This is a genomic window from Paraburkholderia sp. GAS334 (assembly GCF_050436625.1).
Classification (GTDB): domain Bacteria; phylum Pseudomonadota; class Gammaproteobacteria; order Burkholderiales; family Burkholderiaceae; genus Paraburkholderia.
On record NZ_JBNDMO010000016.1, the window covers coordinates 135,265 to 159,130 of the forward strand.

17 protein-coding genes are annotated in these 23,866 nt (G+C 63.2%); 11 read left to right on the top strand and 6 right to left on the bottom strand.

Translation table 11 applies throughout. From position 1 onward, the window contains the following. The first annotated feature begins 5 nt into the window (after positions 1 to 5). Together P3T21_RS25760 and P3T21_RS25765 are read left to right on the top strand one after the other, a co-directional pair. Entirely contained in the window at positions 6 to 683 is a 678-nt protein-coding gene (locus P3T21_RS25760) for an amino acid ABC transporter permease (RefSeq protein WP_429258785.1), read from the top strand. Further along, positions 683 to 1,450, top strand: coding sequence for an amino acid ABC transporter ATP-binding protein (locus tag P3T21_RS25765; protein ID WP_429258786.1), 768 nt, complete (start codon positions 683 to 685; stop codon positions 1,448 to 1,450). The genes P3T21_RS25760 and P3T21_RS25765 overlap by 1 nt, the downstream gene beginning before the upstream one ends. A 94-nt stretch (positions 1,451 to 1,544) precedes the next feature. Here P3T21_RS25765 and P3T21_RS25770 read toward each other — a convergent pair whose 3' ends face one another. Continuing rightward, positions 1,545 to 2,420, bottom strand: a complete 876-nt coding sequence (locus P3T21_RS25770; RefSeq protein WP_429258787.1) for a class I SAM-dependent methyltransferase — start codon at positions 2,418 to 2,420, stop codon at positions 1,545 to 1,547. Between the two features lie 124 nt (positions 2,421 to 2,544). On the opposite strand from P3T21_RS25770, the gene P3T21_RS25775 reads away from it, so the two are divergent. From P3T21_RS25775 to P3T21_RS25785, 3 genes are all read left to right on the top strand, one after another. Continuing rightward, on the top strand, positions 2,545 to 2,859 hold the full coding sequence (locus tag P3T21_RS25775; protein WP_429258788.1) for a hypothetical protein: 315 nt from the start codon (positions 2,545 to 2,547) through the stop codon (positions 2,857 to 2,859). 105 nt (positions 2,860 to 2,964) lie between these two features. Continuing rightward, positions 2,965 to 4,773, top strand: a complete 1,809-nt coding sequence (locus P3T21_RS25780; RefSeq protein ID WP_429258789.1) for a VRR-NUC domain-containing protein — start codon at positions 2,965 to 2,967, stop codon at positions 4,771 to 4,773. After that, positions 4,770 to 7,040 carry an ATP-dependent DNA helicase gene (locus tag P3T21_RS25785; protein ID WP_429258790.1) on the top strand — a complete coding sequence of 757 codons (2,271 nt, stop codon included), beginning with the start codon at positions 4,770 to 4,772 and terminating at the stop codon, positions 7,038 to 7,040. The genes P3T21_RS25780 and P3T21_RS25785 overlap by 4 nt, the downstream gene beginning before the upstream one ends. A 36-nt stretch (positions 7,041 to 7,076) precedes the next feature. Here P3T21_RS25785 and P3T21_RS25790 read toward each other — a convergent pair whose 3' ends face one another. After that, a complete protein-coding gene (locus P3T21_RS25790; protein WP_429258791.1) occupies positions 7,077 to 9,635 on the bottom strand; it encodes a response regulator in 2,559 nt (852 codons plus the stop codon). A 400-nt stretch (positions 9,636 to 10,035) separates the two neighbouring features. Here P3T21_RS25790 and P3T21_RS25795 point away from each other — a divergent pair, with 400 nt between their 5' ends. The 3 genes from P3T21_RS25795 (at position 10,036) to P3T21_RS25805 (ending at position 11,411) form a co-directional block, all read left to right on the top strand. After that, positions 10,036 to 10,404, top strand: a complete 369-nt coding sequence (locus tag P3T21_RS25795; protein ID WP_429258792.1) for a response regulator — start codon at positions 10,036 to 10,038, stop codon at positions 10,402 to 10,404. Between the two features lie 124 nt (positions 10,405 to 10,528). Then, complete coding sequence (locus P3T21_RS25800; RefSeq protein WP_429258793.1) at positions 10,529 to 11,113, top strand: hypothetical protein; 585 nt, start codon at positions 10,529 to 10,531, stop codon at positions 11,111 to 11,113. Between the two features lie 70 nt (positions 11,114 to 11,183). Further along, a complete protein-coding gene (locus tag P3T21_RS25805; protein WP_429258794.1) occupies positions 11,184 to 11,411 on the top strand; it encodes a hypothetical protein in 228 nt (75 codons plus the stop codon). Here P3T21_RS25805 and P3T21_RS25810 read toward each other — a convergent pair. After that, on the bottom strand, positions 11,406 to 13,283 hold the full coding sequence (locus tag P3T21_RS25810; protein WP_429258795.1) for a glycosyl transferase family 1: 1,878 nt from the start codon (positions 13,281 to 13,283) through the stop codon (positions 11,406 to 11,408). The genes P3T21_RS25805 and P3T21_RS25810 overlap by 6 nt on opposite strands. Before the next feature lie 401 nt (positions 13,284 to 13,684). Between P3T21_RS25810 and P3T21_RS25815 the strand changes: the two genes are divergently transcribed. Together P3T21_RS25815 and P3T21_RS25820 are read left to right on the top strand one after the other, a co-directional pair. After that, positions 13,685 to 17,707, top strand: a complete 4,023-nt coding sequence (locus P3T21_RS25815) for an ESPR-type extended signal peptide-containing protein (protein WP_429258796.1) — start codon at positions 13,685 to 13,687, stop codon at positions 17,705 to 17,707. An 82-nt stretch (positions 17,708 to 17,789) separates the two neighbouring features. Further along, the gene (locus P3T21_RS25820) at positions 17,790 to 18,875 is read left to right on the top strand and encodes an OmpA family protein (RefSeq protein ID WP_429258797.1); all 1,086 of its coding nucleotides are present in this window, start codon (positions 17,790 to 17,792) and stop codon (positions 18,873 to 18,875) included. A 70-nt stretch (positions 18,876 to 18,945) separates the two neighbouring features. On the opposite strand, the gene P3T21_RS25825 is transcribed toward P3T21_RS25820, so the two are convergent. Beyond that, positions 18,946 to 20,196 (bottom strand): DUF3443 domain-containing protein, encoded by a 1,251-nt coding sequence (locus tag P3T21_RS25825; RefSeq protein WP_429258798.1) that lies wholly within the window; start codon positions 20,194 to 20,196, stop codon positions 18,946 to 18,948. Positions 20,197 to 20,208: 12 nt separating this feature from the next. Next, the gene (locus P3T21_RS25830) at positions 20,209 to 20,673 is read right to left on the bottom strand and encodes a DUF2844 domain-containing protein (RefSeq protein WP_429258799.1); all 465 of its coding nucleotides are present in this window, start codon (positions 20,671 to 20,673) and stop codon (positions 20,209 to 20,211) included. Positions 20,674 to 21,060: 387 nt separating this feature from the next. Between P3T21_RS25830 and bamC the strand changes: the two genes are divergently transcribed. Next, a complete protein-coding gene (gene bamC, locus P3T21_RS25835; protein WP_429258800.1) occupies positions 21,061 to 22,293 on the top strand; it encodes an outer membrane protein assembly factor BamC in 1,233 nt (410 codons plus the stop codon). 418 nt (positions 22,294 to 22,711) lie between these two features. On the opposite strand, the gene P3T21_RS25840 is transcribed toward bamC, so the two are convergent. Then, positions 22,712 to 23,641 (bottom strand): DMT family transporter, encoded by a 930-nt coding sequence (locus tag P3T21_RS25840; protein ID WP_429258801.1) that lies wholly within the window; start codon positions 23,639 to 23,641, stop codon positions 22,712 to 22,714. Positions 23,642 to 23,866: the final 225 nt, after the last annotated feature.

Sequence of the window (23,866 nt, forward strand, 5' to 3'; positions counted from 1 at the left end):
GAATCATGCCGGCATGGCTGCATTTGATGGGTACGTCACTCTGGCCCCTGCTGTACGCGGGGCTGGTGTTTACGGTGCCGCTCACCCTGATTTCCTTCGTGCTGGGTCTCGCGCTGGCGTTTGCCGTCGCGCTGATCCGGCTCTTCGGACCGAACTGGTCCGTGGCTATCGTGCGGTTCTACGTCTGGCTGATTCGCGGCTCGCCGCTGCTTGTGCAGCTGTTTGTGATCTTCTATGGCCTGCCGAATGTCGGGATCGTGCTTGATCCGCTGACGGCGGCCATTATCGGTTTCTCGCTGAACGTCGGCGCCTACAATTCCGAGGTCATCCGCGGCGTGATCGAATCGATCCCGAAGGGGCAGTGGGAAGCCGCGTACTCGATGGGGATGACGCGCGGCCAGGCACTGCGTCGCGCGATTCTGCCGCAAGCGGCGCGCGTCGCGCTGCCGCCGCTGTCGAATTCGTTCATCGCGCTCGTGAAGGATACGTCGCTCGCCGCCGTTCTGACCGTGCCGGAGATTTTCCAGGCCGCGCAGCGCATCGCATCGGTGACGTATGAGCCGCTGATCCTGTACACGGAAGCGGCGTTGATCTATCTGGTGTTCAGTTCGGTGCTGTCGTCGGCGCAGGTCAGGCTCGAACGGCGTTTCGGGCGCCACGCGCTTTTCACGGGCGGTAACTGATGATCAGACTGCAGAAAATCGAAAAGTATTTTGGCGATCACCGGGTGTTGAACTCGGTCGATCTCGCGCTCGCGCAGGGCAATGTCACGGCGCTGATCGGACCGTCCGGCAGCGGCAAGAGCACACTGCTGCGTTGCGTGAACCTGCTGGAAATTCCCGAAGCCGGCACGCTCGAACTCGGCGACCAGCGGCTCGAATTCAGCCGCACGGAAAAGCCCTCGCGCGATGCCGTGCTCGCCATCCGTCGGCGCACCGGCATGGTGTTCCAGAACTTCCAGCTGTTTCCGCACCGCACGGTTATCGAGAACGTGATGGAAGGGCTCATCACCGTACAGAAGTGGGACGCTGAACGCGCGCGCGTGCGGGCGCATGAACTGCTGACGAAGGTGGGCATTGCCCACAAGTCGGACGCGTGGCCGTCGACGCTCTCCGGCGGTCAGCAGCAGCGTGTCGCGATTGCGCGGGCGCTGGCGCCGTCGCCGGATGTGCTGTTGTGCGATGAGCCGACATCGGCGCTCGATCCGGGCCTGGCTGCCGAAGTGGTCGATGTGCTGCGGCAGCTCGCGAAGGAAGGCATGACGATGCTGATGGCGACGCACGATCTGCGGCTTGCCGCGTCGATTGCGCGCGATGTCGTGTTCCTGACCGACGGCGCGGTGATCGAATCGGGCCCGGCGCGCGATATCTTCACGCGCCCGAGGCAGCGGGAAACCGCCAGCTTCGTGTCGACGTTGACGCAGACACTGCCGGACAGCTGGGACGACTGATCATTTTCGTCGCGCGATTTTTCGCGCTTCACCACCTTTCCCCAGCGGCTTGCCGCACGGCTAGCCCCAGCGGGTTCCGGAGGAGAACCGGCGCTTACTGCGCCGGCTTCACAAACTTCAATGTCATCCGGTCCGATTCGCCGATCGCCGCAAAGCGTGCGCGATCGGTGTCGCCGCCCTCGTACGTCGGCGGTAGCGACCAGACGCCGTTCGGGTAGTCCTTCGTGTCGCGCGGGTTGCTGTTGACCTCGCTGCGTGCGGCCAGCACGAACCCGGCCGCCTGAGCGTGCTGGATCACATAGGCTTCGGTGACATAGCCCGTTGTGATCATGGTCTGCACCGACGTGTCCGGCCGCGCGCGATGCTCCTCGACACCCAGCACACCGCCCGGCTTCAGCGCCGCGTAGAAGGCGCGCAGGTTCGCGTCGATCTCGCCGTCTTCGATCCAGTTGTGAATATTGCGGAACGTGAGCACGCGGTCGACGTTGCCGCTGGCCGGAAAGCCGTTGAACTGACCGCCGCGCAACGTGCCGTCCACGACCTTGCCGTAGACCGCTGGCGTCGCCGCGAGCTTCTTCTCGAATGCGGCGCGGTTGGCTTTCTCTTCCTCCGCGGCGGCGGGCGACGGGCTCTCGTATTGCGCCTCGTAGAGCGTCCCGCTGTCATGCAGATACGGCGCGAGGATGTCGGTGTACCAGCCGCCGCCCGGCGCGATTTCGAGCACCGTCTGCGACGTTTCAACGTCGAAGAACTGGAGCGTTTCCTTCGGATGACGGTAGACGTCGCGTGCTTTTGCCTTGTCGGTTCGCTGCGGGCCCGCGAGCGCGGTGTCGAGCGCGGCAGATGCGGTGCCTGAGGTCGGGCCGGGTGACGTGCATGCGGCGAGCATAAGCACGGCGCAGAACGTTGCGGCGGTGCGCCGGAATGCGCGGGCCGGGGACGGGAGCGGGAGTCGGGAATGGCGTGTCATGCTGTTCATTATCCACCCGCATGTGACCGGATTAAAACGTGTAGAGGGAAAACAGGTAGTCCTCGCACGTGTTTTCCATCACCTACACTGGATGAGTCGATACACGACCTCGAAGGAGTCGAGCATGTCGCGACCACCCCGTTTGTTGTCTTTGGTCTTCTTCACTGCGTTGTGCGCGGCGACAGGATCGGCCTTCGCTCAGGGGCTTTCCGCGCAGGACGACATGAGCCTGCCCGCCAACAGTCCAAAGTTGATGCCGCACGCGCCGCTCGGCAGCGAGTATCCATCGCACGGCAACCAGCAGGCTGGTGAGATGAATCTGAATCCGACCGATCCGCGTGCTCAACTCGTCAATGGTCTGCCGAACAATACACAGTCGGGCGGGTACGGTTCGCCGCTGGCAGGCGTGCGGACTTACGTGCAGCCGACGGGGCAGTGAAACGTCTCGAGCGCTTCGCCTGCGATGGCGGGCGTGGCGCGTGTGCGCCGGACTCCCGTCGCGGTCCTGATATGATGGCTGTATAAACATACAGCTTTTGTGCGCATGCCCGTGCCGACGGCTTCTCCCGATCCTCACTACTATCTGCGGAACTTTCAGCGCGCGCTCGCGTGGCTCAAGGAACGTTACGATGACCTGCTCGATACCGCCGGGCGGGATTTCCTGCGGTCGTTCGACGAACTGCCCGAAGCATCCCAGGCGCTGCTCGTGCGCATGCTAATGCGCAAGGGGCCGTTATTCCGTTCGAGCCGGCTCACGTATGACGAGATCGGCTGCCCGCTCGATGCCGCGCAGCCGCTCGTCGCGCGAGGCTGGGTCGATCCCGATCCGCTTCTGACGCTCGACGAACTCTCTGGTCTCGTCACGCGTCCGGAACTCGCCCGCCTGTTTCCCGATCTTCCGGTGAAATCCGCGACCCGCAAGGCCGATCTGCTCGCTACGCTGCGCGAGCGATACGGCGAGGCGCGCCGGTATTCCATGTGGGATCCGCAATCCGAAGAGCGCGTGTTGTGCGTCACCATCGCGCCGTTGTGCGATCGTCTGCGGCTGATGTTCTTCGGCAACCTGCACCAGGACTGGTCGGAATTCGTGCTCGCCGACCTTGGCGTGTTTCAGTACGAGCGCGTCGCGTTCGAGCCGTCGTCGCGCGCGTTCCAGCAGCGGGCCGACGTCGAGGTGTTTCTCGCGCTGCATGCGTGCCGCGATAGCATTGATACGCTCCCCGATGTCCTGAACGAAGGCGACGCGCTCGATAACCTGCTGTCGGCCGTCGAGGCGTGCCGCAGTGACAACACATGGCTCGAAACGCGTCGCGCGAAGCTGCTGTTTCGTATCGGCCAGCATGCAGAGCGCCGGCACGACTGGGCAGTCGCGCTCTGTGTGTACGAGCGTTGCGACTGGCCTGGCGCACGTCATCGACGTATGCGCGCGCTGGAGCGCAGCGGCCAGTGCGATCAGGCGCTCGCGCTGGCGTTGCAGGCGGCGACCCAGCCCGAAAGCGAGGAGGAAAGCCAGCGCGTCGCCCGGATGTTGCCGCGGCTGCGGCGGCAGTTGGGGCAGGCGGTCGCGCGCAATGCGAGAGCGCGGCCGGTTGCCCGCAGCGAACTGGTGCTGGCGCGACCTTCCGAACCGCGACCGGTTGAGTACGTCGTGCGCGACCATCTTGGCTGCGCGGACGCGCCTGTCCATTATGTCGAGAACGGGCTGATCAATTCGCTGTTCGGGCTGCTGTGCTGGGACGCGATTTTCGCTGCGATTCCGGGCGCGTTCTTTCACCCGTTCCAGCGCGGTCCGGCGGATCTCCACGCGGCCGATTTCCAGTCGCGTCGCGCCGCGCTGTTCGATGCGTGTTTCGCGCAACTCGACAACGCAGCGTATCGGAGCACGATCCTGCTTCACTTCGAGACGAAGTTCGGCGTGCAGTCGCCGTTCGTGTTCTGGGGGCTGCTCACGCCCGAACTGCTGACGCTCGCGCTCGACTGCCTGCCGGCGCTGCATCTGAAGCGCTGGTTCGAACGGTTGCTGGCCGATATCCGGAGCAACCGCTCGGGGCTGCCCGATCTGATCCGCTTCTGGCCCGCCGAACAGCGATATGAACTGATTGAGGTGAAAGGTCCCGGCGACCGTTTGCAGGACAACCAGATCCGCTGGCTGGAGTACTGCGTGCAGCATGAGATGCCCGTGCGCGTAGTCGATGTGCGATGGGCTGACGGGCACGTTGATGCGGCTGGCGCTGTGGTTCCGCTCGAGGGCAGGGATGTCGCCGATCCGGCTGTCTGCGTCGACGGGGTTGATGAAACCCCCATCGTTGACCGGGTCGGCCTGGCCGGCAGAGCCAACGGATCAGACGCATGACCTACGTCGTCGCCGTGCGGGCGTTGTGCGAATTCGCGGCGAAGCGCGGCGATCTCGACCTGCGCTTCACGCCTGCGCCGACCGCGCTGGAAGGCATCGCGGGTCACGCCACGGTATCCGCGCGTCGCGCGAGCGGATACGAATCCGAGATCACGCTGACCGGCACGCATCGTGGCCTCACCGTCAGGGGCCGCGCGGACGGCTACGATCCCGTGCTGAACCGTCTCGAAGAAGTGAAAACGCATCGCGGCGATCTCGATACGATGCCCGCGAACCACCGTGCGCTGCATTGGGCGCAGGCGCGCGTGTATGGACATCTGTTGTGCCAGCAGCGTGGGTTGTCGTCGCTCGACGTCACGCTCGTGTATTTCGACATCGCGAGCCAGAAAGAAACGCTGCTCACCGAGCACCACACGGGGGCTTCGCTCGAAGCGTTCTTCGTCGATCAGTGCGAGCGTTTCAGCGACTGGGCCGCGCGAGAGGAAGCGCATCGCGACGCGCGTAACGCGGCGCTGGCCGCGCTGCAGTTTCCGTATCGCGCGTTTCGCAGCGGTCAGCGCGAACTCGCGGTATCGGTGTATCGCGCAGCCCGTGATGGCACATGTCTGATGGCGCAGGCGCCGACGGGCATCGGCAAGACGCTCGGCACGATCTTCCCGTTGCTGAAGGCGTGCGCGGCGGACCAGATCGACCGCGTCTTCTTCCTGACCGCGAAAACACCGGGTCGCGCGCTCGCGCTCGACGCTATCGAAACGCTGCGTCAGCAGGGTGATCCGCTGCCCCTGCGCGTGCTCGAACTCGTCGCGCGCGACAAGGCCTGCGAGCATCCGGACAAGGCCTGTCATGGCGAATCGTGCCCGCTCGCGCGCGGCTTCTACGACCGGCTCGCCGACGCACGCAGCGCGGCGCTCGCATCCGGGCGACTCGACCGGGCGTCGGTGCGCACGGCGGCGCTCGCGCACGATGTCTGTCCGTACTATCTCGCGCAGGAACTGGCGCGCTGGAGCGATGTGGTCGTCGGCGACTACAACTATTACTACGACAGCAGCGCGCTGCTGTACGCGCTCACGCAGATGAACCCGTGGCGCGTGGCCGTGCTCGTCGACGAAGCGCATAACCTGCTCGAGCGCGCGCGCCGCATGTACACCGCGAGCCTCGATCAGACCGCATTGCGGATCGCGCGTAAGACCGCGCCCGCAGCGCTGAAAAAGCCGCTCGAAAAGCTGTCGCGCGAATGGAATGCGCTGAACCGCACGCAAACCGAAAACTACGTGGTCCACGCGGCTGTGCCCGCGCGTCTGCAAGTGGCCGCGCAGAATCTGATCAGCGCGATGACGGAGCAACTGGCCGAAGCGCCCGACACGATCGATGGCAATGAAACGCTGCTGCGTTTCTATTTCGATGCGATGCATTTCACGTCGCTCGTCGAGCAGTTCGGCGCGCATTCGATCTTCGACGTCACGCTCACAACCGAACGCTACGCGGGCCGCGCGACTGTCAACTCGGTCCTGTGCGTGCGCAATGTGATTCCGGCGCCGTTTCTCGCACCACGCTATGCGGCGGCGCGCACGACGGTGATGTTCTCCGGCACGCTGAGCCCGCATCATTTCTATCGCGACACGCTTGGGTTGCCGGCGGAGAGTGGCTGGCTCAATGTCGATGGCCCGTTCCGCGCGGAGCAGTTGACGGTGCGCGTCGCGGGCAACGTGTCGACGCGCTGGCGCGACCGCGAGCGCTCGCTCGTGCCGATCGCCGATCTGATCGCCGCGCAATACGCGGCCCAACCGGGCAACTACCTCGGCTTTCTGAGCAGCTTCGACTATCTGCAACAGGTGGTCGCGCTGATGCGCGAGCGGCATCCCCAACTGCCGGTGTGGGCGCAGGAACCCGGCATGGACGAAGCCAGCCGCGACGCGTTTCTCGCCCGCTTCACGACAATGGGAAAGGGCGTCGGCTTTGCGGTGCTGGGCGGCGCGTTTTCGGAGGGCGTGGATCTCGTCGGCGAACGGCTGATCGGCGCGTTTATCGCGACGCTCGGCCTGCCGCAGATGAACGCCGTCAACGAACAGATGCGGCGCACCATGGAAGCGAAGTTCGGCAGGGGCTACGACTATACGTATCTGTTTCCAGGTTTGCAGAAAGTCGTGCAGGCCGCCGGTCGCGTGATCCGTACCGAGGACGACGCGGGCGTCGTGCATCTGATCGACGACCGCTATCGACGCGCCGAAGTGCGGCAGTTACTGCCGCGCTGGTGGCAGGTGGGATGAGCCGTTGATCGTGTAGCGTGCGCGGCAGGCGGGACGCTAGCCGCCCGCTCCGGTGAGCTCGCGACGCAACGTCGCGATATCGACTGGCTTCGGCAATAGCAGCGCACCGGGGATTTTATCGCCGATCACGGTCGAATCGCCGTATCCCGACACCAGCACCACACGAATACCCGGCTGCACGCGACGCAGTGTGCGCGCGAGATCGCTGCCCGACATGCCCGGCAGCGTGATGTCGGTCAGCAGCACGTCGTAACGCTGCGCGGGCACGAGTTCGATGGCTTCTTCGGCGCTATGGACGGCCGTGCATTGCAGGCCGAATGCAACAAGCAGGTCGCGCATCGCGGCGCGTGAATCGGGATCGTCTTCCACGAGCAACACCGATACCGCCGTGCCGTTTACGCGTGTGGGCTCCGGCGCCGATGCTTCTGCGTTGCCGTCATGCGCAGGCGGCGCCTGGATCTGTTCCGCCTGCCGCCGCCGGTGCGCATCGAGCACGCCGCGCACCTTGCGCGCGAGGTCGTCGCGTCGATACGGCTTGCCGAGCAGCGTCACGCCGGGATCGAGCTTGCCCTGGTGAAAGATCACATCGCGTGTATAGCCCGACGTGAACAGAACGGGAACCGGCGTAGGTAGCGCCGACGCCCGCTGCGCCAGTTCGGCGCTGTGGATCGTGCCGGGCATCACGACATCAGTGAACAGCAGGTCGATATGCACGCCGGTATCGAGCAGTTCGAGCGCACTGTCGCCGCCCGATGCGGTCAGTACCTTGTAGCCGAGTTGCGTCAACATCTCGACGGCGGTCAGACGCACATCTGCATCGTCCTCGACGACGAGAATGGTTTCGCGGCCACCGACCGGCGCCGCGACCTCAACCGGCAACAGCGGTAATTCCTGCTCGTCGCATCGCGGAAAGAAGAGCTTCACCGTCGTGCCGCGCCCGACCTCGCTCGTGATCATCGTGTGGCCGCCGCTCTGTTTCACGAAGCCGAAGACCATGCTCAAGCCGAGACCCGTTCCGCGACCATCGGGCTTCGTCGTGAAGAACGGCTCGAACACATGTTCGAGCACTTCGGGCGGCATGCCGACACCGGTATCGGAAACCGAAAACGTCAGATAGTCGCCGGGCGACGCTTCCGGTCGCGCGCGGCAGTCTTCGGCGCTCAGCACGACATTCGATGCCGCGATGGTGAGCGTTCCATCGCCTTGCATCGCGTCGCGGCCGTTGATCGCGAGGTTGAGCAGCGCATTCTCCAGCTGGTTTTGATCGACGAGCACATTCCACAGGTCCTCGCCTAGCGATGTATGGATACGCACCGTTTCGCCAAGCACCCGATGCAGCATTTCGTCCATGCCGTCGAGCAGCCGGCGCGGATTCACCACCGCCGGCGACAGCGGCTGACGTCGCGCGAACGCGAGCAGTTGCGCGGCGAGCTTGCCGCCGCGCTGCACGGCGTCGGTCGCGGCGCGGATCCGGCGCTGCGTGGCCGCGTCCCCGCCGACGGTGGTCGCGAGCATCTGGAGATTGCCGTTGATCACCTGCAGCACGTTGTTGAAGTCGTGCGCAACGCCACCCGTCAGGCTGCCGATCGCTTCCATTTTCTGCGCCTGACGAAGCTGTTCTTCAGCGACGGCCTGCGCGGCGAGTGCATCAGCGACCCGTTGCTCCAGCGTTTCGGTCAGCTGGCGCAATGCATCTTCGGCGATCTTGCGTTCGTGGATATCGATCAGCACGCCAGGAAAGCGATAGGGCGCGCCCTCGCGATCGAACTCGCAGCGGCCGTTGGCCTGTATCCACAGATAGCGGCCGTCCGGCTGCTGGATCCGGTATTCGACCTTATACGGTTCACCCGATTCGAGCGACGCCTGGATCGCGCGATCGATCCGGTCGACGTCGCCAGGATGAACCGTGCGATTCATGCCGGCACGCGGGATGCCTCGCGTGGTCGCGTCGAGCGGCAACATGAAGGTGCGTGCGAAGCGTTCGTCGCCGCGCACGATGTCCGACTTGATGTCCCACACCCACGTGCCCAGCACGGCGCCCGTGTTGAGCGCCAGTTGCAGCCGTTCGTTGGTGTCACGCAGCGCGGCTTCGGCGATCTGCCGGTGACGCTCGATGAGCACACGACGCGTGGTTTCCACGACGACCGCGATCACGCCTGCGGGTGCGCCGTCGTCATCGGCGACGGGGCTGTAGTACAGGTCCATCCAGACGTTTTCGGGCTGGCCGTTACGCAACAGGACGAGTTCCTTGTCGTGATAGGAGAGTGTGGCGCCGCTGAGGCAGGTGTCCATCACGTGCCGGTTGAACGAAGCGATTTCCGGCCAGCCCAGTTCGACAGGCGCGCCGAGGAGGTACGGATGACGACCGCCCGCGAACTCCGCATACGCGTCGTTGTAGATCATGTAGCCGCGCTGGCCCCACAGCATCACGAGCGGAACGGGCGAGGCCAGCAGCAGTTTCACGGTTGCGCTCAGGCTGCGCGTCCAGGTGTCGATCGCACCGAGTTCGGTATCCGACCAGTTGAACGCGCGAATGCGCCCGGCCATTTCACCTCGCCAGCCGGGACAGTCGTGGTCTTCTGTCAGGAAAGGCATGAATCCGCTCCACACATGTCAGATCGCGGTTCGAACAGGATCAGGAAGTGGGACCGCCACGCGCGGGCAGGGTTCGCGCAGATACGCACGTGGTTCGCATCGGGTACGCACGGTTCGTGCCCGCCTGGCAAACGCCATGGTGATCGCGATGCGACGACGGTCCGGCCGTTGGGTCGTGTGTATGCATTGTGACATGTCCTGGTTTTAAGGGAGTCGGTTTGGGGCGTTCGTCGAGGAAAGCGGCAACTGGCCTCACCGCCCCCACCGGGTGCCGCGAAGCCTTGCCTGTGGCGGCGCAGCAATCCGACGGCGGGTTTTCGGGAAGTAAATAACTACCGCAGGAACGGTCGTTGCTGACACAGGGTTATGTATGAACACGCATCAAGGCGTCGGGAGTTCCATGGGCACTGTTTTACTGGCTGACGACAACGCCCGCGACATCGAAGCACTGAAGCTCGCTCTGGAACAGGAGGGGCATCGGGTGGTGACGGTCGAAAACGGGTATCACGCACTGCTCGCAGCACGGCGCGAGCAGCCGGACGTCGTGATCACGGACTGGGATATGCCCTGTATGGACGGCGTCGAACTGTGTTTTCAGATGAAGCGTCAGCCTGCACTGGCGACAATTCCGGTGATGCTGGTCTCGGCGTCATCGCCGCCTGGCGTCGGCGTGGTGCCATGGGCCGCGTTTTTTCGCAAGCCGGCTCCGTTAAGACGGCTGATCGATCTGGTCGGTGAGCTTGCTCCTCCGAAGGCGGCACGCGGCTGACGAGGTTACGTTTCCGTTTTCCGGTAGACCGGTTTTTCGTAGCAGGCCGATTCCGGTCGCGGGCGGGGCATGCGTGTCGCGGTCGTACGATACAATTGCCGGCGGCCTGAACAACGGAAAACCAATGAAGATTCGGACTCTATCTCTCGCATGTGCGACGTCTGCTGCGATGCTCTCGGCAGGATGTACGGCTGTCTACAAAAATTCGGACGCATGCGAGCAGATGACGCGCGACAAGTTCGCTGAGAAGTATCCGCAGAAGCTGACGATCTCGCATACGGGTGCGGGCATTCGCGGTGAGCGCGTGGTGGTCGAAGGGCAGTTTGAAGCGCCCCCAAAAGTTGCAACTGATACGGCTGGGGCTTCGGGCGTGGTGGTGGGGCATGCGGGCCCCGGGACTGCGGCCCGCGTTGGCGCGGGTTCTCAGGCTGGTCCGGCACCGGGTGGAGCAGGCTCTGCTTCGGCCTCCGGCGCTGTCCCGTCAGCGGGTGTGCCGGGCGCCTCGGCTGCTTCAGTTGCGTCGGCACCTGCTGCTGGGGCGAGCGGTGCTGTGGTGGCGGGCGCGCCGGCTACACCTGTGACGGGAAAGAAAAAGAAGGTCTATACCGCCGCTGCCGCCGAGTGCACATTCTCCGGACTCGATCTGACAGCCTTCCACTGGCTCGCGCCATCCGATCTGGCCAGTCCGGCGGGCGAAGCGTCGGAATAGATACTGTAGAGCCGACAACGCGCGCCTGCCGGTGCTACGATAAAAACATCGCCGACCAGGAGGACCCGTGATGGACGGCTTTGTCAGACATCAAATCGAAGGCGCGTCGGTGGACATCGACGTCGTGCCCGTCAACCCGCGAGGCTTCTGCGCCAGGTTCCGCATTTTTCGCGACGCTACCGATCAGCCTGAGTGGCATCACGTCCACGTCTCAGGAAGCGTGTTCGAGACGGCGGAAGATGCCGAAGAGGCGGCCCGCTCAATGGCACTCGAAAAGGTGCTCGCCAGCGGATCATAGTGCGTCCTGCGTCGCGCGCGATGCGCTTGCCGCGCGTCTCTGCTGTACGCACTGCGCCAGCCGCTCGCCCAGCTGCTCCGGACGTCCTGTGAAAAAGCAGTCGACCGCTTTCGCGTCGATCAGCCGTCTGCGCAGCGCTTCGCGTTCGTCATGTTCCGTTGCCATGCGCAGCGCCGCGGCAATATAGGCCCCAACCGTTTCCGTCACCGTCCACGATGGCATGTTCGCGCGCGCGAACATCGCGCCATCGATATGTTCGAACACCTCGGGACCTGTTTTGCAGACGCCCGGCAAACCAGCTGTCAGCGCGTCGACGATGCCGTTCGTATTGCCGAACGGGAACGGGCTGATAAACATGTCCGCGTTGTTCACGCGTGCGAGATAGGCCCCGTAGTCGTGAAAACCGTGAACTTGCGCGTCCTGCACGGCTCGCGCGATGACCTTGCGCATATGCGTGAGCTGCAAGGCGTTGCGCGTGCCCGTCATGAAGTGAAACTGCACGCACACGTCCGCTCGCGCCTGAATCTGACCGCAGGCTTCGAGAAAGCGTGGATTGATCTTCATTGCGCTGGCCGTGACGACGATATCGACGACATCGCGCCGTGCGGGTACGCGCGGCGCAATGCCGGGCAGGCCTGCTGACGGCCGGTAGGGTTGCCCGTCAGCGGGAAGGATCAGCAGTTCTTCGCTGAAGCATTCCGGGTCGCCGACGTAATCCTCCTCGACGCTCACATAGTCGATCTGCCGGGAATGCGTCGTGGCCGGGTGGCCGAGCCCGGCCACCTGAACCGGCGCGACGCGCAGATTCGACAGGAACACCGTGAGCACGAACATGCCGACACTCGGCATATACAGCACGTCCGCCTGTTCGTTCCGGGCAAATTCGCGGATCGTGGCCAGACATTCGCCGATGTATTCAGGTTCCGCCAGCTCGATGAACCGGTCGAATACTGCGCGCCCCGCGGCGTCGACAGCGTAACCAAAGCCGAACCCCACGACCTCGAAATGCTGCCGCGCCGCTTCGATCGCGCGCGAGTGCGTCCGGTAGATCGAATGCCCGCCCGAAAACCATTCCACGACGACGATCATTAACGGCTTCTTCCGGACCCGTCCGTGCGATGCGACCGGAGGCGGTGGAAGGTCGTCCAGCCCGAGCTGCGCGAGTTTGCGCCGGACGAGCGCATTGATGTCCTTCCTGATCGCGTGTCGCGTGGGGGAATCGGCATAACTGCAATACATATAGACGTTGTGCAGGACCCCGGTGGGCAACGAATCGAGATCGTCGATCTGGGCGAGCCTGCCGGGCAGCCACGCGAGCAACGCTTCCCGCTTGTCATGCGCGGTTCGCGAACCCTGAAACTCAGGCGAGAGCAGGGCGAGTGCGAGGCCGGCGGCAAGTGCCCTGTCGTGCATCCAGAGCGATTCGAGATCGAGCGCGAGGTCTGACTCGTTCGAGTAGAGCAGGCAGCGCTTGGCGCCTGCCGGGTCTGGCTGAGCGAGGTCGGCGCCGGCACCGCACGGGCTCATATACCGCGCGACGTGATCCGCGTTGCCGAAAGCCGTCGCTGCGTAGATCGCACCTATCCACGCGTGCAGGCCAAGAAGCGCGCTGGTCTGCGACCGCGTCGGCTCGAAGCCTGGATGTATCAGGAGCGCCGAAATGGCACTCGCCAGACGAACCAGAAACCGTTCGTGCTGCGCGGCAATGGGAAGGCCCTCCATCGACGACGCGCAGAAATCGCCGTCCAGCTCGCCTTGCTTCATGCGTAGATGGGCGAGGAGCTTGACGAGCGGGTCGCACGCGCGACCGGGTTCGCCGGAGTGAACGTGTTGCTCGAGAAAGTCAAGGGACAAGGGCGGAAACGTATTCATCAATCTTCAAAAAATACGGATGACTAACCATGAGGCGAAATCTGCGCGTCACTGATTCTCGCAGAAAACCAGGCCGGCGGTGAGCACGATTCCGGATTTTGGGAGTTTTCTTGTATCTCGAAGCAGACCCGATTCGTAGGATTCGACTGTCGTATGTGTAGGGCAATTCTGTCCGACATGTAGGAGTGGCACTTTCGGGCACGTCATGCATTTGCAACGCGTGGGCGGGGAGTGGGACGTTGAGCACACAGGATGTCGGTGTGCCTCTTGATGGTCTCTTTTATCTCCCTGTCATTTCGGATTGCGAATGAGATGTGTATCTGGTGCGGCTTTTCAATCCAGGCAAGCCGCGTTGAAGCCGGCGCTCAGCCAGGCAGTCATTACTCGTCTTAAGGTCTCAAATGAATAAATCGCATCGCGTCGTCTGGAACGACGTCACGAAAACCTGGGTTGCTGTATCTGAACTCGCTACGGCAAGACGTAGTAAGGCATCGAGGCGGGCGGGAGTGGCCGTGGCGATGGTCGGGCTGGGTGCGATGGCGTGCATGCCTGCGGCCTGGGCAACCGATGCCGCGGAAACGGCAAACAGCAAACAGATGCAGACGGTTCTCGCCGGCCTGCTCAGTACTCAGGCTGCGCAGGCTTCGGTTGCACAGCCGCTAGCGCTCATGGCTGCACCTGATCCGACCGTCTACATTGCGGTGAGTCCTAACGTGACGCAGGGCAATGCGACGTACGCCAGTTCGGCGACGAACGCAATGGCCATCGGTCCGGTGTCGTCCGCTGTCGGCGAAAATTCCAATGCGATTGGAGCGGGGTCGTTCGCGGCCCGGGATGGTGCGACGGCTGTCGGCTCGACGGCGGGCGCGCTCGCCTTGAATGCGACCGCGATCGGGAATAGCGCCACAACAGGATTCGGGGCCGAAAACTCAGTGTCGATCGGTTACCTCGCCAGAACATACGGCGCAAATTCGCTGGCCGTGGGAACGGACGCCATCGCGCACGGCGACGATTCTTCGGTGCTTGGCTCGAATGCGTTCACCGCAGTCGGCGCCGACCGGTCGCTGGCATTGGGAGCGGGCACCTCTGCAAGCGTGAATGACGCAGTGGCGCTTGGCGCTGCATCGGTGGCCGATCGCGAGTTCACGGTCTCGGTGGGCAACGGCACGATGAAGCGGCAGATCGTCAACGTGGCAGCGGGGACGGCGAATAACGACGCGGTGAACGTCACGCAGTTGAAGGACGTCATCAACGCGATGGGCGGCGGAGCGGCCCTGAATCCGGACGGCACGATGACGCCGCCGTCCTATACCGTTGGCGGTGACACCTACACGAACATTGGCGACGCGATCACGCATGTTGACGGCGCGGTCACTAACGTGACGAATGTTGTCAACAACATTGAGAACGGTGCAGGCATCAAGTATCTGCATGTGAACTCGACGCTGGACGATTCGACTGCCGGAGGTGCAGGGACGGTCGCTATTGGTGGCAATGCCAGAGCGACGGCTGATCGCTCCGTCGCGCTCGGTGAGAACGCACTGGCCGACCGCGAAAACACAGTTTCGATCGGTGCTGCTGGCAATGAGCGTCAACTGGTCAACCTCGCCGCTGGCACGGCTGATACGGACGCGGTGAACATGGGGCAATTGCGCCAGGCCGGCATGAACACGGATGGCAATGGCAACGTCACCAATGCTTTCGTGACCTACGACGACACGTCGAAGGCGCATATCACCCTGGGCGGCGCTGGCGCGGCCGCGCCAGTCGGCATCTCGAACGTCCAGGCGGGCGCTGTCACGGAAAGTAGCCTCGATGCGATTAACGGCGGCCAGTTCCATGGGCTTGCCAGCAGCGTCGCGGACGCGATCGGCGGGGGCGCGAGCGTCAATCCGGACGGCACCATGACGGGCCCGACCTACAACATCGGAGGCGACACCTACACGAACATTGGCGACGCGATCACGCATGTGGACGGTGCGGTCACTAACGTGACCAACGTCGTTAATAACATCGAGAACGGCGCAGGCATCAAGTATCTGCATGTGAACTCGACGCTCGACGATTCGTCCGCTGAGGGCCCGGAGGCCGTCGCAATCGGCGGCAATGCCCGGGCCACCGCTGATCATTCGGTCGCGCTCGGCGCCAATGCGCTGGCTGACCGTGCGAACACGGTTTCCATCGGTGCTGCTGGCGATGAGCGCCAACTGGTCAACGTCGCTGCGGGCTCGGCGGATACCGACGCCGTGAACATGTGGCAATTGCGCCAGGCTGGCATTAACACTGACGGTAACGGCAACGTGACCAACGCGTTTGTGACTTACGACGACACGTCGAAAGGACACGTGACGCTGGGCGGCGCGGATGCGAAGGTGCCAGTCGGAGTCTCGAACCTGAAAGCGGGCGCTGTCGCCGAAAATAGCGGGGACGCAATCAACGGTGGGCAACTGTATGGCCTCGCGAATAGCGTCGCCAATGCGATGGGCGGGGGCGCGGCTGTCACACCTGACGGCGCAATCTCGCCGCCTGCCTACACGGTAGGGGGTGACACTTACACGAACGTGGCGGATGCAATCACGCACATCGACGGTGACGTGACCAACGTCATGAATGTGGTCAACAACATTCAGAACGGCGCCGGCATCAAGTATTTCCAGACCAACTCCACGTTGGCCGATGCGGTGGCGAGCGGAGCGGAGTCAGTGGCGATCGGCGGTAACGCGCGGGCAAGCGCGCTGAACTCAGTCGCACTCGGTGCCAATTCGACGACAACAGCCGACCTCAGCCAGCCGGCGTATCGACCGGGCAACGGTACGGTGGCGGGTGCAGTGCCTGCGGGTGAAGTGTCTGTTGGATCGGCGGGCGAGGAGCGTCGCATAACGAACGTTGCGGCGGGCGCGGCAGATACCGACGGCGTCAATGTCAGCCAGCTGAAATCAATCGTCGCCGGCAGCGTCGCGAATGCCGTGATGTATGACGATGCCAACCACTTGAGCGTCACGTTGGGCGGGTTCGGTTCCACGACACCGGTGCGGCTGGGTAATGTCGCGCCCGGCGTGGTCGCGGCCAGTAGCACGGACGCGATCAATGGCGGCCAGATGTACAACCTCGCGAGTACCGTGGCCGATGCGCTGGGCGGCGGGACCTCGGTCAATCCGGACGGCTCCATTACCCAGCCGATCTACAACATCGACGGCAAAACGTATAACAGCGTCGGCGATGTAGTGACAAACATCGACGGGCGCGTGACGAACAACACGAACTCGATCACGAACCTTACGCAGATCCTGAACAACATCACGAATTCGAGCGTCGGCGTCAAGTACGTGCATGTCAATTCGAAACTCGATGACTCGGTCGCGACAGGCGCTGACGCCGTCGCAATCGGTGGAAATGCGCAGGCGACTTTCGATAACTCGATTGCGATAGGTGCAAATTCATCGACGGATCGGGCCAACTCCGTATCCGTGGGGTCGCTCGGGCATGAGCGGCAGATCACTAACGTCGCCGCGGGTACCGCGGATACCGACGCAGTCAATGTCGCGCAGCTGAAACAGGCTGGTGTCATTGATGGCAATGGAAACACAAAGACTGCGGTCACGTATGACACCAGGGACGGTGCGACCGATTTCAGCAATGTCACGCTTGGCGCCGGTATCGCGGGCGGCACGGTCCTGCATAACGTAGGCACGGGCACGCTCGCTTCTGATGCGGTGAATGTCGGGCAACTGAACGATGCGCTGGGAAAAATCTCGAACGACATCGCGAGCGGCGGCAGCCCGTTCCTGAGCGTGAACGGCGACCGTGACAACGAGCCTGCGCTGGCAAGCGGAACGCACGCCGCTGCGCTGGGCGCGAATGCCGTAGCGAATGGAACTGACGCAGTTGCGTTCGGTGCGAACGCAGCCGCTACTGGAAACGGCGCGACCGTCGTCGGGTCCAGCGCGAGTGTGCGTGCCACCAACGCGACCGCACTCGGCTGGGGCAGTTCGGCAACAGCAGATGGCGCAGTGGCGCTCGGCGCGGGATCAGTGGCGGATCGGACCAATTCGGTTTCGGTGGGTAGCGCCGGCGCTGAGCGGCAGATCACAAACGTGGCGCCGGGTACACAGGGCACCGATGCAGTGAACGTCAATCAGCTGAACGCTGCGCTCGGACAAACCAGTCAGTCGATCCAGGATCTCGACAGAAGTACGCGTAAAGGGATTGCCGCAGCCTCTGCGTTGCAGATCGTGACGTCGTATCTGCCCGGGCGCACGACGCTGAACGCGGGCGTGGCGGGGTACCGCGGGCAGGCCGCGCTGGGCCTTGGTGTATCGCGCTGGAATGAGAAAGGCACGATCAACTTCAACGCCGGTGTCGCGTCTTCGGGCAGCTCCAGCACGATTGTGCGTGCCGGCATCGGCATCGTTCTCGGCGACTGATCGAATCCGGGCGTCCGTCACTGTGTGAAGGAACGGGCGGTCTGGTACGTCGATCGCCGATTGCCCGTTCCGAAGGAAAGACATGAAACACTCAATTCTCGCGGCGGCCATGGCTGCCGCGCTTACCGGTTGTGCGGGGTCAACTTCGCGCGATCAACTGAATATTCAGGATCCGACTGTTCTGCAGCGTGGTTTCGGTGCACCGCAGGATGTCTCTTCCGGTGCGGCTACAAAGCAATGGACCGACGTCTACACGCAGATCAAGCACCGTGGCGATGTGCTGGATACCCTGCAAGCCAGGCTCGATGCTTCCGGGCCACGGAAAGACACCTATGTGGGCGCGAAAGCGCAGTGCTGGATCAACGCAGGCAAGGAAGCGTTCGCGGCCCATGACGACTGGGGTTTCGTTGAAGAGGCGATTGGCGAGGCAGCGCGGCTGACAGCGAGTCTGGATGCTGGCGATAGCGGGACCCAGTCTGCCGCTCAATCCCAGGTTCAGACGGACCCCTCGCTTCGAACAGTGGCAAAGGTGCGTCCGGACCTGTGGGATCAACTGATGAGGGTCCGGGTCGACCCGAGATTCGCCTGGTGTCCGCAGGCGCGAAAGCTCGTCGCATGTTCCGAAGTGGAATTGATGTACGCGGGCCACGAAGCCTGGACGCGCGCGTTCGACAAGGCGAAACAACGCACTGACCTGCTGCAGGAGCAGGTTCACGCTAGCGAGCAGGCGCTGTCGACTTGCGTGGTTCCTGCGCCGCCGCAACCGCCGCTGCCGAAACTGGTTTCCCTTTCCGCGGATGCGTTGTTTGTTTTCGATCGCGGTGATGTGTCAGCAATCACGCCGGAAGGACGGGCGCGACTTGACGATATCGCGAACCGGCTACGAGGTAGTGGCTTGACCGACAGGATCGTTGTGTCGGGCTATACGGACAGACTCGGCAGTTCGGCCTATAACCTCAGGTTGTCGCGGCAGCGTGCCGACTCAGTGAAACAATATCTGGTCAGCAAGGGGGTGACGATTCCGATCGACGCGCAAGGCTATGGCAAGGCCCAACCGGGTACCGCGTGTGCTGTGCGTGGCCGGAAAGCCTTGATCGAATGTCTGGCGCCGGACCGGCGCGTGGACATCCGGTTCGTCGGGCAAAAGGCAGTCGCTCCATCGCAGTGAGCAGGCAGCGCATCGTCATGCCGCGATCGATCCGCGCGGGCGTCGCGACTTGATCGTCGGCATGGCGGGGCTAAAACGCGTAGTACGGCCCGGGGCCCCCCGGCGTCGGACGGGAATCGATCGCGGTAAAGACTTTGCGTCCGAAGAAAAACGGCAGGCCCCAGTCGAAAACATTCCCGGCGGTACCGGCGAGATTGTTGAACGCGTAGTTTGAAGTCGCGAACAACATTTGAGCGTTGCCGACCGGGAACGACAGGATGTTTGTCGCGCCGTCCGTGCCTTTGATCGTGGCAGTCGATGTTTGCAGCGACGTCGGGCAGTACCAGAGTCCACACACGCTCAATGTCGTACTGGCGAAGAAGAGTCCGTTGGAGCCGCTATCGAAGAAGCTTTGCGTATAGACCTTGCCGTCGACGGTCGTCGTGATGTAACCCGTACCGGTATTCGCTTTGAGAACGGTTGCGCCATCCGGGACATTGTTCGCCTGTGTGCCGATGCCGAAAATCAGCGAACCGGACACGGACGGAGAGCCAGTGTCTGGTACAGCAGGCAAGTCAATGACGACGCCATTGTTGTCGAACGCAAAGCGGCTGACCGGGTTGGTGACCTGGGATGCGACGGGCTGCGTGCTGGATGTGCACGTGCCACCCGGCACGCAGTCGTAGTACCAGCGCGGTAGCGGACTGTTCGCGCAGGCGCCGCCGCAATCTGCGGCGAACAGTCCGACGCCCAGAATTCCGTTGGCGCGAAGTGCGCCCGTCGACATCATTGCGAGTCCAGAGCGTCCGCAGTCCGCCGGCACAGTTGGAACAGATGCATCGGCGATGATGTGAATAGGTAACGCGGCGGCGATTTCGCCGGCCATGCGCACGTCGGCGCTGCGCACGGCGCCCCATGTGTAGCCGGTCCCAAACACCGCGCATTGGCCGACGGTGCCGTTTGTGGACGGTATTGCGGGCAACGCCAGACCTGCCGGCAATGCTGAAGCGAGCACGCGCAGTCCCTGCGAGCCCGTGTCGACCTGAACGTTGTCGATGGTCGCGCAGTGGTCGGTGCCGGGTTCGCATAGTGTGACGCTCGTCATCAGCATGTTGCGCGTGAGTCCCGGTGTCGCGCTGACGGTGACCGGTTGCACGTTGGGCACCGTCGACTGCTGTACCGGAACCTTGATGGGCGTGCTCGCGCCGACTGGCGCGCTGGCGGGCGGCGTCGCTGAGGTCGGTGCGCTTGCGCCAGTATTGGCGGTCTCACCGCTGCCCCCGCCGCCACAACCGGTGATGGCAGCGCAAAGGAGTAGCACGCAAAGCAACTTCGTCGGCATCGCGCGGCTCCGTCAGTGCAGATCGTCGGCCGAGACGCCGGCGGGCAGCGCGTCGGGCAACCAGGCGCGCCCAACGTAGCTGCGCATCATGCCACCCGATTCGACAACGACGTCGGACCGCGTGACGCGTGTCGAATGAAGGCTGCTCACCGGTGTCCGATCGGACGTGGCACCGTCGCGCCATGATTCGTAGAAGTTGCCGAGCAGTGTCTGCAGATCTGGCATCGTCGGGCCTTGCCAGGTGTACGCGAATATCCGGCCGGCGCTGGACGAATATTCGTTGATCGTTGTGCCGCCCTCGTCGGTCATTGTCCGGACCTGAAACGGGCCGTTTTGCAGCGAATGCACGACGGCGCCGCCTGTAGCGCGAGTTGACGTCGCTGTACCGCCCAGTTCAGCGTGGGACGCGCAGGGTGCACTCATCGCGCTGACGAGCACCGATGCGCACGCGGCGTGAAACAGGATGACCTTGCTCATTGACTTGTCCAGGAGAGTCTCTTCAGGTGTTTTGGGACGTTAATTTCAAGATAACACCTGGGTTTCCTAAATGAACTGAAATGCCCTCTGATAGCACGGGGCGATCTCATAAAAGTCGATCTAAATATTGTGAAAACGTCTTATAAAACATAAGTTTAGGGTGCGTTCTGATGTGGTCTTAATTCAGCTTAAAATGGTTATCAACTGTTAAATTTCGAAGGCGTCCAAACCCGCGAACATCCGGATCGTCGTCGCCCGAATTCGCCCCCGAACTGGCACCCAATTCACACCCGAACACCGGTTTTTGCACTTCCTGGCGCGGGACCGGTAAAATCACGGGTTGATCCACGGAAACTTGCCGTGGCGTAGCGGAAGGATTCCCTGAACATGACTGATCTTCGTCTTACCTCGCGGTTCGCAGCATTGCTGGTGGCAGGCGGGCTCGTCGCCGGCTGCAGCGCGCCGTCGCCTACTAAAGTCGATTACAAGAGCGACTCGAAATCGAAGGAAACGTCACTGGCCGTGCCACCGAACATGATCGAAGAAACGTCCGATCAGCGGTCCCTGCCGCCGCAGGGCGGCGAAACGTCACTGTCGACCTTGAAGCAGGTCCAGGACACCGCGCCCGTCACGAACGCCGTGGTGCCCACGGTCGCGAACATGCATATCCAGCGGGATGGCACGGAAAGCTGGCTCGTGATCGACAACAAGTCGCCCGATCAGGCATGGCCGCAGATTCGCCGTTTCTGGCAGGAGCAGGGTTTCCTGCTGGTCGTCGACCAGCGCGACAAGGGCGTGATGGAGACCGACTGGAACGAAACGCACGCGCAGATCAGCGACGGCCTTATCCGTAACACGCTGTCGAAGGCGCTGGGCAACTCGTACGTGACGTCCGAGCGCAACAAATATCGCACCCGTCTCGAAGCCACGCCGAACGGGGGCACTTACGTGTTCGTCAGCCAGAAGGGCATGCGTGAAGCGCTGACCGGTCCGAACAACGATTCGAGCCAGTGGCAGCCGAAGCCTAACGATCCAGGCCTCGAAACCGAATACCTGAAGCGTCTGATGGCATCGCTGTCGCTGGCTGATTCTCGTGGCAAAGCGGGGGATTTGCAGAGCGCCGCGCTGTCGCCGGCTGGGGCTCAAACCGCGCCTGCCGCCGCTACCGGCGCGTCCGGTGCGAAATCCGCCGCGGCCGCAACCGCTGCGCAGAATGTCGCGCTCGCTGCGCAGGTGCCCACGGCGGAAGAACGGGATGCTGCAGGTGGCAGCCAGTACACGTCGACGGAACTGACGCTCGGCGAGCCGTACGACCGCGCCTGGCTGCGAGTGGGTCTTGCGCTCGACCGGAGCAACTTCACGGTTGACGATCGCGACCGTACGCGTGGCCTGTACTTCGTGCGCTACGTCGATCCGAAGGATATGAGCTCGGCTGAGCAGGGCTTCTGGAGCCAGGTGTTCCACGGCAAGAAGGAGAAGGTCGCGAAGCAGTACCGCGTCAATGTCCGCGCTGTGACGCCGAACCAGACGCGCGTGGCTGTCGTCGATGACAAGGGCGAGATCGATTCGTCCGCGCCGGCGAAGCAGATCATGGCGCTGGTGGTCGACCAGCTGCACTGATCCGCGGTTTTCGCGCGATAAAAAACCCGCCTGGTGTGATCACAGGCGGGTTTTTTCATGTCTGTTGAATCCGTCCAGTTTGGCTGATGGCGCCGCGCGGGCATTCTGGTCAGTCGCGTCTACGTGACGTTTCGCCGTAACACGCCCCGCAAGTCTTCCCTGTTAAGTTGCAGGGAAATAAAAACCGATAAAAATCAAGGGCCTCGCTGGCCCGTCGCCTGTCCTCGCAGGGTGACGGTTTCGCCCGCGTGCCTCCACCACGGCACGCGGACAACTTTCTTGCGCCACACAGGGCGGGCTCGTGCCGGCTGATGCAGCTTCGAGGTTACGCGTTCTGAACCCGGAGACGCGGTGGACTACTTCCGTGGCTGGCGCCGTCCCGACAGCACTGCTCGCCGCTGTGCGAGCCCACGTCAGGTCAACCGGCTTCGCGGCTTCGCGTTCCGAAGCCGGGAATGCGCTTGATGACGCCGGCGGCCAACGCCGTTCCGACGAGGATCACGGCACACCCTTCGACCATGCCGGCCGACACCTGCTCGCCGAGAAAGAGCGCACCCCACAGGATGCCGAAGATCGGGATCACAAACGTGACGCTGACGGCCCGGGCTGGCCCGGCGACCGCGATCAGATGGAAGAACAGCATATAGGCGACGCCTGTGCAGGCGACCCCGAGGGCGATCTCGGCGGCCCATGCGTGCACGGAGATCGGAGTGGCCGGCCAGGTCGCGATGGCGATCGGCAGCAGGAGGAGGGTGGCGCCCGTCATCGTACCGGTCGCAACGGTAAGCGAATCGACACCGGTCAGATGGCGCTTTGCATAGTTCGCCGCAATGCCATACATGAGCGTCGCGGCGAGGGCGGCGGCCGCGGCGAGCGCGGTGGTCGTGGGCGTGGCGCCGGCGCCTTGTGGCGTGGCGATCTGATCCCAGACGAGCGTCAATACGCCGACGAAGCCGATCACCATGCCGAGGCTGCGCAGTGCGCTCAGCCGGTCCTTGAGCCAAAGGAAGGCGACGAGCGCGCCCCAGAGTGGCGTGGTCGCGTTGATGACCGACGTGGCGCCTGCGGAGAGCGTCAACTCGGCGTACGCGAAGAGGCAAAACGGCGCCGCCGAATTCAGCACACCAACGACGAGGAGTGGCCACGCGCGGCTGCGCAGCGTGCCGAACGCTTCGCGGGCGGGGCGTCGTGCAAGCAGGACGACGAAGAGGAACAGCGCACCGATGCCGACGCGCAACGCCATCAATGGCGCGACGCCGAAATCGGTTACGCCGACACGAATAAAGAGGAACGACGCGCCCCACAAGGCGGCGAGGATGAGGAGCTGTATGAGATTTTTGATGGCCATCGGAGGTGCGTCGCGCGCAGTTGGGTCGCGACTCGCAGGCATGGTAGCACCGGTCTTTTGGAGATGTTTCAGGCTGGAGTGAAACAGCAAGGTTTGCGCGGGTCGAGCGTTTTGTATTGACGCTGCGGGTGCGGGAGTGTCTGAATTTTTGTGTGCAAGGCAGATAGAGACCTGCCGTCTGGCAGGACGTCAATTGCATTCTACAAATGATTCCTGGTGAAGCGA